Raw genomic sequence first — 11,045 nt, forward strand, 5'->3', positions numbered from 1 at the left:
CCGCCGGGCGCTGGCGACGGCGGCACCGGTCGACGGCACGCAGGAGTTTCGCTGGCCGCTCGCCCGGCGACCGGCGGTGCGACTGACAGTGGGCGGCGGCCCCGCCTGGAACGGCTACCTGGGCCTGCAATTGCAGGCCAGTGGCAAGCTCCCCGAGGGCGCCGAGGTCTACCTGGCCCTGGTCGAGCACATCGCGGCCGGCAGCGATGGCAGCCCGGTCGAACGGCGTCTGGTGCGCAGCGTGGCCGGTCCGCTGGTTCTGGACGCGGATGGCCGGCGCTCGACGCAGTGGCGAGCGCTCCGCATCCCCGAGGGCGCCAAGCCGGAACGCCTGCAGGGCATGGCATGGTGGGTGGATCGCGAGGCGCGTCTGCGTGGCATCGCGCTGGAGGCGTGCACGGCCCGCTGAATCGGCGCACGCTGCGCTAGGAGGTCGCGGCCGTCCGCCGTCTCGGCGCGGCACCCGCCTGCGATGCCAGACGGGCCTGCAGCAGGTGCTGCAAGGCGGCATGCGCTGCCGGCAGATCGAAGGACGGGTCGATCAGGCACGCACGGCCAGACCATCGAGCGCCGCCGCCAGTACCGCGCTCAGCGACGGCAGATCGCCGAGTTCGACTGCCGCCGTGGCGGTGATCGCGGCCAGTTGCCGGCCCATCTCGGATTCCGCGTCGCGGTGACGCTGCGCGGCGGCCTCCGCGACCACCGGGTCACGCAAGGCAGCACTGTCGATGTCGGCTGAAAGACGGACCCGATCCGCGGTGACGAGGCCCTCCGCTCGTCCGAGCCAGGCGCCCGGCCCTGCAGCGTCGCCGGTCTCCGGCGGGCCTTCCGCGTGCAGGCGGTGCGCGCTGGCGCCGACCAAGGCCGCGATCAGTTCGCCCTTGGACGCAAAGTAGTAGTGCGCCAACCCGAGCGCCACACCAGCTTCCCGGGCCACGCGCCGCATCGACAGCTTCCCGATGCCATCGGTCAGCAGCACGTCGAGCGCGGCTTCGACGATCAGCGTGCGCTTGTCCCTGCCCGCAGGGGCGCCACCACTGACCGGGTCGTCGGTACGCGTCAGCAGGGGGTCGAGCCAGTCGGACATCGGGAGAAAGAAGGCTTGGCGGGACGTTCAAGCAACGCCCGGAGTGTTGCGCAGCGACGTACCGCCTGGGATCGAACAGGCGTTCAAACGCGAAGGTCGGGAGAAAATCCTGTTGCACGCAGCGCGATCCGCTGCTCGGTCTCGATGTTCCGTCTCGCTTTCCAGCCCCATCCCTTTCCTGCATCAGAAGGCTCCACCATGACTCTGTCCCGAACAAGCCGTCTCCGAGCACTGCGAAGCGCTCTTCCCGTCGCCGTCGCCACCTCCGTTCTCACGCTCTGGAGCGCCGCAGCTGCAGCGGCACCCAAGATCCCCAAGGTCAGCGTCGGTATCGAGAAATGCATCCCGACGGTGCTGGCCAAGCACCCCGGCACCGTGCTGCAGGTGGTGCTGAAGCCGGAGGACGGCAAGCCGGTCTGGGAGATCGAGGTCGACGGCAAGGACGGCAAGCTGTGGGACGTGGAGTGCAGCGGCGCCACCGGCAAGATCGTCGAGAGCGAGCAGCGCTTCAAGTCGGCCGACGAGCCCGGCTTCAAGGAGAAGGTCAAGGTCAGCGAGACCGACGCGACCAAGACCGCACTCGCCAAGCACCCGGGCAAGGTCGAGCGCGTCGAGTACGAGGTCGAGTCCGATGGCACGCCGGTCTACGAGTTCGACATCGAGCAGGACAATGGGGACGACGTGCGCGTCGAGGTCGACGCGGTCACCGGCAAGCTGCGCGAGGCACACCCCGAATTGCTGGAGATCGGCCGACTGCCGAAGTGAAGCCGCCGCCCCGGACGGAGCGGGCCCGGCCTGCCTCGTAGAATCGGGGCATCGACCCAGCGGAAACGGCGCCCCATGGGCGCCGTTTTCCTTTCAAGCCTGCCATGACCGAACTCGCGAAATCCTTCGAACCCGGCCCGATCGAGGCCAAGTGGGCCCCCGTGTGGGAGCAGCGAGGCCTGTTCGCGCCGACGCTCGACGACGGCAAGTCCTCGTTCGCCATCCAGCTGCCGCCGCCCAACGTGACCGGCGTGCTGCACATGGGCCACGCGTTCAACCAGACCATCATGGACGCGTTGACGCGCTACCACCGCATGCGCGGCGACAACACGCTGTGGGTGCCGGGCACCGACCACGCCGGCATCGCGACGCAGATCGTCGTGGAGCGCCAGCTGGAGCAGCAGGGCCAGAGCCGTCACGACCTCGGCCGCCAGAGCTTCGTCGCCAAGGTGTGGGAGTGGAAGGAGCACTCGGGCTCGACGATCACGCAGCAGATGCGCCGGGTCGGCGCCAGCGTGGACTGGCGGCACGAGTACTTCACGATGGACGAGAAGCTGTCGCCGGTGGTGACGGACACCTTCGTGCAGCTCTATGAGCAGGGCCTGATCTACCGCGGCAAGCGGCTGGTGAACTGGGACCCGGTGCTGAAGTCGGCAGTCTCGGACCTGGAGGTGGAGAGCGAAGAGGAAGACGGTTTCCTGTGGCACATCCGTTACCCGCTGGCCGACGGCAGCGGCGAGTTGGTGGTGGCGACGACCCGGCCCGAGACCATGATCGGCGACACCGCGGTGATGGTGCACCCCGAGGACGAGCGCCATGCCGGCCTGATCGGCAAGCAGGTGACGCTGCCGCTGTGCGGTCGCACGATCCCGGTGATCGCCGACGACTACGTCGACCGTGCCTTCGGCACCGGCGTGGTCAAGGTCACGCCGGCCCACGACTTCAATGACTACGCGGTCGGCCAGCGCCACGGGTTGCCGGTGATCGGCATCCTGACGCTGGACGCCAAGGTCAACGACGCTGCGCCGGAGGCCTATCGCGGGCTGGACCGCTTCGTCGCGCGCAAGAAGGTGGTCGCCGACCTCGAGACCCAGGGCTTCCTGGTCGAGGTGAAGAAGCACAAGCTGATGGTGCCGCGCTGCGCGCGCACCGGCCAGGTGGTCGAGCCGATGCTGACCGACCAGTGGTTCGTCGCAGTCAGCAAGGCCGGCCCCGACGGCAGGAGCATCGCGCAGAAGGCGATCGACGCGGTTGCCTCCGGCGAGGTGAAGTTCGTGCCGGAAAACTGGGTCAACACCTACGACCAGTGGATGAAGAACATCCAGGACTGGTGCATCTCGCGCCAGCTCTGGTGGGGCCACCAGATCCCGGCGTGGTACGGCAGCGGCGGCGAGCTGTTCGTCGCGCGCAGCGAGGACGAGGCGCGGACCAAGGCGCGCGCGGCCGGCTACGTCGGCGCGCTGACGCGCGACGAGGACGTGCTCGATACCTGGTACTCGTCCGCGCTGGTGCCGTTCTCCTCGCTCGGCTGGCCGGCGAAGACGAAGGAACTCGAGCTGTTCCTGCCCTCGAGCGTGCTGGTCACCGGCTACGAAATCATCTTCTTCTGGGTCGCCCGGATGATCATGATGACGACCTACTTCACCGGCCGCGTGCCGTTCCGCACCGTCTACATCCACGGCATGGTGCGTGACAGCGAGGGCAAGAAGATGAGCAAGTCCGAAGGGAACGTGCTCGATCCGGTGGACCTGATCCAGGGCGTGGACCTCGATACGCTGGTGAAGAAGAGCACCACCGGCCTGCGCAAACCCGAGACCGCGCCGAAGGTCGCCGCACGCGTGAAGAAGGAGTTCCCCGAGGGCATGCCCGCCTATGGCGCCGACGCGCTGCGCTTCACGATGGCCAGCTACGCCAGCCTGGGCCGCAACATCAACTTCGACACCAAGCGCTGCGAGGGCTATCGCAACTTCTGCAACAAGCTCTGGAACGCCACGCGCTTCGTGCTGATGAACTGCGAGGGTCAGGACTGCGGCTTTGCGGATCACACGGCCGAGCAGTGCGTGCCGGGCGGCTACCTCGACTTCTCGAACGCCGACCGCTGGATCACCGGCGAGCTGCAGCGCATCGAGGCGGCGGTCGAGAAGGCGTTCGCCGAGTTCCGCCTCGACAACGTCGCCAACGCCGTCTACAGCTTCGTGTGGGACGAGTACTGCGATTGGTATCTGGAAATCGCCAAGGTGCAGATCGCGGTCGGCGACGACGCCGCGAAGCGCGCGACCCGCCGCACGTTGATCCGCGTGCTGGAGACCGTCCTGCGCCTGCTGCATCCGCTGACGCCCTTCATCACCGAGGAACTGTGGCAGGCCGTCGCACCGGTCGCGCAACGCAAGGTCGCCGGCAGCGACGCGTCGATCGCGACGGCAAGCTACCCGCAGCCGCAACTGGAACGCGTCGACGCCCAAGCCGATGCCTGGGTGGCGAAGCTGAAGGCACTGGTCGGCGCCTGCCGCAACCTGCGCTCGGAGATGAGCCTCTCACCGGCCGAGCGCGTGCCGCTGCTGAGCTTCGGAGATGCCACCTTCATCGCCCAGGCCACGCCGCTGCTGAAGGCGCTGGCCAAGCTCGGCGACGTGCGGGTCATCGACAGCGAGTCTGAGTTCGTGCAGGCCACCGCAGCCGCGCCGGTGTCTGTGCACGGCGCGACACGGCTGGCGCTGCACGTGGAGGTCGATGTCGAGGCCGAGCGCGAGCGGCTGTCGAAGGAGATCGCCCGGCTCGAGGGCGAGATCGTCAAGGCCGAAGCCAAGCTGGGCAACGAGAGCTTCGTGGCGCGCGCTCCAGCGACCGTGGTGGCGCAGGAGCGCCAGCGCCTCACAGATTTCAGCGCGACGCTGGATCGCTTGCGGGCTCAGCGTTCGCGCTTGGGCTGAGCTGAGCTTCGTCGGCCTTGCCCAACGGTGGAGGTGGCGGCGGATCGAGGTCGTCGTCATCGTCGACGACGACAGCACCATCCACCGGCAGATCGTCGGGCTGCGCACTCAGCGGCGCCGGGCCCGACACCGGGCCGTGCGGCGGCGACACCGCCACCCGGAGTTCGCGCGCCAGCGGCGGGGTCTGGCTGAGAATCTCGTCGAGCCGCTGAGCGACCGCCCAGACGCTCCGGACACGGGACTCCTGCGTGTAACCGGCCAGACGCGAGGTCGTGTGCAGGTTGGGCGCGCCGTTCAGCGGCCGGCCCGGATCGAGCAGCCCCGGCTCCACGCTGTCGAGCCAGGCGCTCGCGATGCGGCCGCTGCGCAGGGCCATCGCCAGCGAGGCCTCGTCGAACAACGCCGAATGCGAGGTGCTGACCAGCACCTGCCCCGGCTTGCACTGCGGCAGATAGCGCTCGCCGAACAGGCCCTGATAGCGGCTGTAATAGGGTAACTGCACGCAGACGGCGTCGGCGGTCTCGAGCAACTCGCGCAGGCCCATGGCCTCGATGCGCCAGCGGCCCCAGAGGATGTCGCTCGCATGCAACGTCGGGTCGTAGCCGACCAGCCGCGTGCCGAAGCCGCTGAGCATGGCCGACAGCGAGCGCGCCGCCGGCGCCAACCCGACCAGGCCGACCGTCACCGAGGCCAGCTCGCGGCCGGTCGTGACCCGGCCGCCACCGGCGCCCGGGCGCAGCAGGGTGATCAGCGCGCCAATCATGAACTCGGCCTCGGCTGGGGCCGTGGCGGCGGCGCCGCGCACCAGTTCCACGCCTGCACGCGAGCAGGCATCGACGTCGATGTTCTCCAGCCCCGGCTCGATGCGCGCCACGGCCCGCAGCAGCGGGGCGAACGACAGCGCCTCGGAGTCGATCCGCAACTGCGGCGGCAGCACCGCGGCCCGCACATTGAACAGGGTCTGACGGAAGGCTCGTGCGTCACGCGCCAGTTCGGGTGCATAGCGCACCCGGTGGCGAGCCTGCAACCAGCTCAGCACTTCGCTTTCTATCGGTTCGACAATCAGCAGATCCATGGCGGCCGATGATGACTCAAGCCAGACCGTGACATAAGTTCACAAGCCCACTTGAGCAGGGGAGCGCGTGACGGAAGCTGCATGACAGAATGAATCGAACTTCTCTCATGATTGTAAGTACATGCTCATCAACAAGGCGATCTTCCCCGTGGCGGGTCTCGGCACCCGCTTTCTGCCGGCCACCAAGGCACAGCCCAAGGAAATGCTGCCGGTCGTTGACAAGCCCTTGATCCAGTATGCCGTCGAGGAAGCTTACGCCGCCGGCATCCGCGAGATGATTTTGTGACCGGACGCAGCAAGCGCCCGATCGAGGACCACTTCGACATGGCCTACGAACTCGAGGTGGAACTCGAGGCCGCCGGCAAGGCCGAACTGCTGGAGCTGGTGCGCCAAGTCAAGCCCGACGACATGGAGTGCGTCTATGTGCGCCAGTCCAAGATGCTGGGCCTGGGTCACGCGGTGCTGTGCGCCGAGCGACTGGTGCGCAACGAGCCGTTCGCCGTGCTGCTGGCCGATGACCTGATGGTCGGCGACAAGCCCATCCTGACCCAGATGGTCGAGCAATTCGACGAATGGCGCGCCTCGATCCTCGCGGTCCAGGAAGTACCGGAGGACCAGACTCGCCGCTACGGCATCGTGGCCGGCACGCCGGTCAACGACCGCATGATGGATGTTTCGCGCATCGTCGAGAAGCCGGCCCCGGCCGACGCCCCTTCGCGGCTGGGCGTGGCCGGGCGCTACATCCTGATGCCCGACGTGTTCACCGAGATCCGCAACCAGCCGCGCGGCGTGGGGGGTGAGATCCAGCTGACCGACGGCATTGCCGGCCTGTTGCGCCGCCAGAAGGTGTTCGCCTACACCTACGAGGGCAAGCGCTACGACTGCGGCAGCAAGGAAGGCTTCCTGCAGGCCAACATCGAGCTCGGCATGGCCCACCCGCAGATCGGCGCCAGCGTGCGCGAGTACCTGAAGACGCTGGCGCTCTGACCCGGAGCGCGGCCGCACCCCATGAAAAAGCCGCCCGAGGGCGGCTTTCTTGCGCGGGCTGGCTCAGCTCAGCGCCTCCGCAACCAGTGAATGAACTCCTGGCCCTCGGTCTGCTGGTCGACCAGCTCGTTGCCGGTCTGGCGGGCAAAGGCCTGGAAATCGCGCACCGAGCCGGGGTCGGTGGCGACCACCTTCAGCGTCTGGCCGCTGCTCATGTCGGCCAGTGCCTTCTTCGCCTTCAGGATCGGCAGCGGGCAGTTCAGACCGCGGGTGTCGAGTTCCTTGTTCACTTCCATCGATATCCCCTGTTGCAACGATTCTAGGCCGACGCCCGGCCCCATTCGATCCACTGCGGCTCGATGCCGCGGGTGCGCTGCCAGTCGGCCAGCGCGAACCCGGTGCCGGCGGTCCAGCACTTCACCTCCGCCGGCTCGAACAGTCGATACTCCACCAGCTCCGGCGACAGCACGATCTCGCCGCGCGCCTTCACGTGGTAGGCCACGATGAGCTGGTTCATGCGCTGGAAATCATAGACACCGATCAGCGCGATCTGGCTCGCCCGCAGCGCGGTCTCTTCCAGCACCTCGCGCGCGATGCCCTCCTGAGGGGTCTCGCCGGCCTCCATGAAGCCGGTGATCAGGCCGAAGTTCCTGCCCGCCCAGGCCGCGTTGCGCGCCAGCAGCAGGCGTCCGTCGCGGTCCTCGCATTCCAGTACCGCAGCCAGCACCGGCGTCGGGTTGTTCCAGTGCGTCCAGGCGCACTGGGGACAGCGTAGCCGGGACTTGTCGCCGCCATCCTCGGCCGCGACGATCCATTCGAGCGCGGCGGCACAGCTCGGGCAGAAGCGGAACGCATGCGACATCGGAGGCTCAGGCCGGGAAGACCCCGGTCGACAGGTAGCGGTCGCCACGGTCGCAGACGATGAACACGATGGTCGCGTTCTCGACCGTCCTGGCCACCTCCAACGCCGCCCACAGCGCCCCGGCGGCTGAGATGCCAGCGAACAGACCCTCCTCGCGCGCCAGCCGGCGCGCCATGTCCTCGGCATCAGACTGGCTGACGTTGATGGTCTCGTCGACACGGCTGGGCTCGTAGATCTTTGGCAGATAGGCCTCAGGCCACTTGCGGATGCCGGGGATCCGCGAGCCTTCGCTGGGCTGCGCGCCGATGATGCGCACGCCGGGGTTCCTCGACTTCAGGTAGGTCGACACGCCGGTGATCGTGCCGGTGGTCCCCATCGCGCTGACGAAGTGCGTGATCTGCCTTCGGTGTCGTCCCAGATCTCGGGGCCGGTGGTCTCGACATGGATGCGCGGGTTGTCGGCATTGGCGAACTGGTCGAGCACGCGGCCCTTGCCCTCGCGTTGCAGGCGCTCCGCCAGGTCGCGCGCGTACTCCATGCCGCCGGCCTTGGGCGTCAGCACCAGTTCCGCGCCGAAGGCACGCATCGACTGCGCCCGCTCGATCGACAGGTCCTCCGGCATGATCAGCAGCATGCGGTAGCCTCGGATCGCCGCCGCCATCGCCAGCGCGATGCCGGTGTTGCCCGAGGTGGCCTCGATCAAGGTGTCGCCCGGCTTGATCTCGCCACGCTCCTCGGCGCGGCGGATCATGCTGATGGCCGGCCGGTCCTTCACCGACCCCGCGGGGTTGTTGCCCTCGAGCTTGCCGAGGATCACGTTGCCGCGCCGCTCGTTCTCGGCGCCCGGCAGGCGCACCAGGCGAACCAGCGGGGTTCGGCCGATCGTGTCTTCAACGGTCAGATAACGAGGCATCGGAGCACCTTTCTGAGGCAATTGTGGCAGCTGCCCGAAGCCCCCGTGGCAGAATCGCCGCGTTCCTTTCGTGCCTCGGTGGCGAAACCGGTAGACGCGCGGGACTCAAAATCCCGTTCAGCAATGAGTGTCGGTTCGAGTCCGACCCGAGGCACCACCCCCACCCTCACCCACGCTCCGGCAGCCGCGCTGCGGCCGATCCACCCGCGCCACATGCCTCCCCTGCCCCCGATCACCCAGGCCCTGATCCTGATCAACGTCGCGGTGTTCTGCCTCGACCAGTTCCTCGGCATGTGGTTCACGCGGCTGTTCGCGCTGTGGCCGCTGGGTGGCGGTTTCATGCCTTGGCAGGTGGCGAGCTACGCCTTCCTGCACGGTGGCATCGGCCATCTGTTCTTCAACATGCTGGGCCTGTGGATGTTCGGCGCGGAGCTGGAGCGTCTGTGGGGCACGAAGCGCTTCGTGCAGTTCTACGGCGCCAGCGTGCTCGCCGCGGCCGTAGCGCAGTTGCTGGTGGCCTGGCTGCTCAACTCGCCCTACCCGACCGTTGGCGCCTCGGGCGGCCTGTTCGGCCTGCTGCTGGCTTTCGGCATGCTGTTCCCGAACCGCACCATCATGCCGCTCTTCCCGCCGATCCCGATGAAGGCACGCACCTTTGTGATGGTGTTCGGCGGCCTGGAACTGCTGCTCGGCTTCATCAGCCCGACAGGCGGTGTGGCGCACTTCGCCCACCTGGGCGGCATGGCCGGCGGCTGGCTGATGATCCGCTACTGGCGCGGCCAAACTCCATTCGGTCGGCGCTGACGCCGGCCTAGGGTTGCCGCCTCGGCTCGCAGCCTTTTTGCCTGGCGCAAAGCCCTCAGACTCCCGTCGGGCTCGGTGACGGTTCATGCTGCGGCCATCCCTCGTGGAGGCCGAGATGTCACCCTCCCTTTTGCTTCGCCTGTCGTTCGCCCTGGTTCTGGGACTGTCCGCCGGCCTCGCTCACCCCGCACCGGACCGTCAGGGTAACGGCGAGGCTGCCGAATTCCCGGGCCAGCGCCTGGCGCTGAAACGGGCCAGCGATGCGGTGCTCGGGGTGCAGAGCACGGCGACCGAGGGCGCCAGCACGATCGACACGCTGGGCGAATACCGCGCCGGCTCCGGCGTCGTGATCGCCAGCGACGGCTTGGTGCTGACGATCGGCTACCTGATTCTCGAGGCGGAGGAGGTCGAGCTGGTGCTCGACAGCGGCAAGCGCATGCCGGCCCGCGTGGTGGCCTACGATCTGGCGACCGGCTTCGGCCTGGTGCAAGCGGTGCTGCCGCTGGGCATCGCGCCGGCGCAGCTCGGCCAGGCCCACGCGGTGGCGGAGGGCGAGCCGCTGCTGTTCGTGAGCGGCGGCGACGACGGGGCGCTGAGCGCCGCGGAGCTGGTGTCGCGGCGCGGCTTCTCCGGCTACTGGGAGTACCACATCGACGGCGCGCTGTTCACCAGCCCGGCCCGCCGCGACCACAGTGGTGCAGGGCTCTTCAACGCGCAGGGGGAGCTGATCGGCATCGGCTCGCTGCTCGTGCCCAGCGCGCCCGGCGACGGCAGCCGCCGTGCCGGCAACATGTTCGTGCCGGTCGACCTGCTGCCGCCGATCTTCGCGGAGTTGCGCGAACGGGGCGTATCGCGCGCCAGCATGCGTGCCTGGCTGGGAGTGAACTGCGTCGAGCAGGACGACGGCCTGCGCGTGGTGCGCGTGAGCCGCGACAGCCCGGCCGAGATGGCAGGGCTGCAGCCCGGCGATCTGATCCGCCGCCTCGATGGCGCGCCGGTCGGTGGCCTGGAGTCCTTCTACAAGATGCTCTGGAATGGAGGCAGCGCCGAGCGTGACCTGACCATCGAGGTGTTGCGCGAAGGCCGGATGCAGTCGGTGCCGGTGCACAGCATCGACCGCACGCAGACCTTGCGGCGCGCGCGCGGCATCTGACCGGCCCGCTCAGCCTCCGATCAGCCCCTCACGGACCGTCGGATAGCGCAGCACTACCCGCAATTCCTCGTGCAGGCGGCGGTTGAGCAGCCGCCGGGACTCGCTCATGAAACTCAGCCCGACCGGGGAAATCGCTTCGCCTGCGGCGGCCCGCGTGATGCGCGGCGGTCGCGGCAGCCCGGCCAGATCAGCCACCAGATCGAAGTAGTCGCCCATCTTCATCTCGGTGTCGTCGCTCGCATGGACCACTCGCTGCGGTCGCCCCCGGTGCAGCGCAGCGATGCAGCAGCGCGCCAGGTCGTCTGCGTGGATGTGGTTGGTGTAGACGTCCTCGTGCGCGGCCAGCACTGGCGTGCCGCGCACGACCCGTTCGCGCGGTGCGCCGCCGGGTCGATCGGTCGCGTAGATGCCTGGAATGCGCAGCAGCGTCACCCGCACGCCGCAGGCGCGACCGTGCCAGCGCAACTGCG

The 11,045-nt window shown here is 68.4% G+C and carries 8 protein-coding genes, 1 tRNA gene and 4 pseudogenes; 7 read left to right on the top strand and 6 right to left on the bottom strand.

Annotated features, from left to right (window positions below; translation table 11 throughout):
* Window positions 1-409: pseudogene (locus x551_RS25860) on the top strand (hypothetical protein); the annotation flags it as partial.
* A 132-nt stretch (window positions 410-541) separates the two neighbouring features.
* Here x551_RS25860 and x551_RS13740 read toward each other — a convergent pair.
* The gene (locus x551_RS13740) at window positions 542-1,087 is read right to left on the bottom strand and encodes a TetR/AcrR family transcriptional regulator (RefSeq protein WP_036249018.1); all 546 of its coding nucleotides are present in this window, start codon (window positions 1,085-1,087) and stop codon (window positions 542-544) included.
* A gap of 198 nt (window positions 1,088-1,285) precedes the next feature.
* On the opposite strand from x551_RS13740, the gene x551_RS13745 reads away from it, so the two are divergent.
* Entirely contained in the window at window positions 1,286-1,852 is a 567-nt protein-coding gene (locus tag x551_RS13745; RefSeq protein WP_036231610.1) for a PepSY domain-containing protein, read from the top strand.
* 104 nt (window positions 1,853-1,956) lie between these two features.
* The gene (locus tag x551_RS13750; RefSeq protein WP_036231608.1) at window positions 1,957-4,782 is read left to right on the top strand and encodes a valine--tRNA ligase; all 2,826 of its coding nucleotides are present in this window, start codon (window positions 1,957-1,959) and stop codon (window positions 4,780-4,782) included.
* Here x551_RS13750 and x551_RS13755 read toward each other — a convergent pair.
* On the bottom strand, window positions 4,733-5,857 hold the full coding sequence (locus x551_RS13755; RefSeq protein ID WP_036231606.1) for an NAD(P)-dependent oxidoreductase: 1,125 nt from the start codon (window positions 5,855-5,857) through the stop codon (window positions 4,733-4,735). The genes x551_RS13750 and x551_RS13755 overlap by 50 nt on opposite strands.
* Window positions 5,858-5,978: 121 nt before the next feature.
* On the opposite strand from x551_RS13755, the pseudogene galU reads away from it, so the two are divergent.
* Window positions 5,979-6,844: pseudogene (galU, locus tag x551_RS13760) on the top strand (UTP--glucose-1-phosphate uridylyltransferase GalU).
* A 68-nt stretch (window positions 6,845-6,912) separates the two neighbouring features.
* On the opposite strand, the gene x551_RS13765 reads toward galU, so the two are convergent.
* From x551_RS13765 to cysM, 3 genes and pseudogenes are all read right to left on the bottom strand, one after another.
* Window positions 6,913-7,140 (bottom strand): sulfurtransferase TusA family protein, encoded by a 228-nt coding sequence (locus tag x551_RS13765; protein WP_011828732.1) that lies wholly within the window; start codon window positions 7,138-7,140, stop codon window positions 6,913-6,915.
* Window positions 7,141-7,163: 23 nt separating this feature from the next.
* On the bottom strand, window positions 7,164-7,706 hold the full coding sequence (locus x551_RS13770) for an NUDIX domain-containing protein (protein ID WP_011828731.1): 543 nt from the start codon (window positions 7,704-7,706) through the stop codon (window positions 7,164-7,166).
* 7 nt (window positions 7,707-7,713) lie between these two features.
* Window positions 7,714-8,618: pseudogene (gene cysM / locus x551_RS13775) on the bottom strand (cysteine synthase CysM).
* Window positions 8,619-8,690: 72 nt separating this feature from the next.
* Between cysM and x551_RS13780 the strand changes: the two are divergent.
* The 3 genes from x551_RS13780 (at window position 8,691) to x551_RS13790 (ending at window position 10,575) form a co-directional block, all read left to right on the top strand.
* Window positions 8,691-8,775: transfer RNA gene (locus tag x551_RS13780), tRNA-Leu, on the top strand.
* Window positions 8,776-8,831: 56 nt separating this feature from the next.
* Window positions 8,832-9,422 (top strand): rhomboid family intramembrane serine protease, encoded by a 591-nt coding sequence (locus x551_RS13785; protein WP_011828728.1) that lies wholly within the window; start codon window positions 8,832-8,834, stop codon window positions 9,420-9,422.
* Window positions 9,423-9,537: 115 nt separating this feature from the next.
* Window positions 9,538-10,575: a S1C family serine protease gene (locus tag x551_RS13790; RefSeq protein WP_148210896.1), complete on the top strand. Its 1,038-nt coding sequence runs from the start codon at window positions 9,538-9,540 to the stop codon at window positions 10,573-10,575.
* Between the two features lie 9 nt (window positions 10,576-10,584).
* On the opposite strand, the pseudogene x551_RS13795 reads toward x551_RS13790, so the two are convergent.
* A pseudogene (locus x551_RS13795) lies at window positions 10,585-11,045 on the bottom strand (SDR family NAD(P)-dependent oxidoreductase); the annotation flags it as partial.

It is taken from the genome of Methylibium sp. T29 (assembly GCF_000576205.1).
Taxonomy (GTDB): Bacteria; Pseudomonadota; Gammaproteobacteria; order Burkholderiales; family Burkholderiaceae_C; genus Methylibium; species Methylibium petroleiphilum.

Coding starts and splice junctions, on each gene's coding strand:
- x551_RS13740 (WP_036249018.1), bottom strand. CDS start 1,087: ATGTCCGACTGGCTCGACCCCCTGCTGACGCGTACCGACGACCCGGTC.
- x551_RS13745 (WP_036231610.1), top strand. CDS start 1,286: ATGACTCTGTCCCGAACAAGCCGTCTCCGAGCACTGCGAAGCGCTCTT.
- x551_RS13750 (WP_036231608.1), top strand. CDS start 1,957: ATGACCGAACTCGCGAAATCCTTCGAACCCGGCCCGATCGAGGCCAAG.
- x551_RS13755 (WP_036231606.1), bottom strand. CDS start 5,857: ATGGATCTGCTGATTGTCGAACCGATAGAAAGCGAAGTGCTGAGCTGG.
- x551_RS13765 (WP_011828732.1), bottom strand. CDS start 7,140: ATGGAAGTGAACAAGGAACTCGACACCCGCGGTCTGAACTGCCCGCTG.
- x551_RS13770 (WP_011828731.1), bottom strand. CDS start 7,706: ATGTCGCATGCGTTCCGCTTCTGCCCGAGCTGTGCCGCCGCGCTCGAA.
- x551_RS13785 (WP_011828728.1), top strand. CDS start 8,832: ATGCCTCCCCTGCCCCCGATCACCCAGGCCCTGATCCTGATCAACGTC.
- x551_RS13790 (WP_148210896.1), top strand. CDS start 9,538: ATGTCACCCTCCCTTTTGCTTCGCCTGTCGTTCGCCCTGGTTCTGGGA.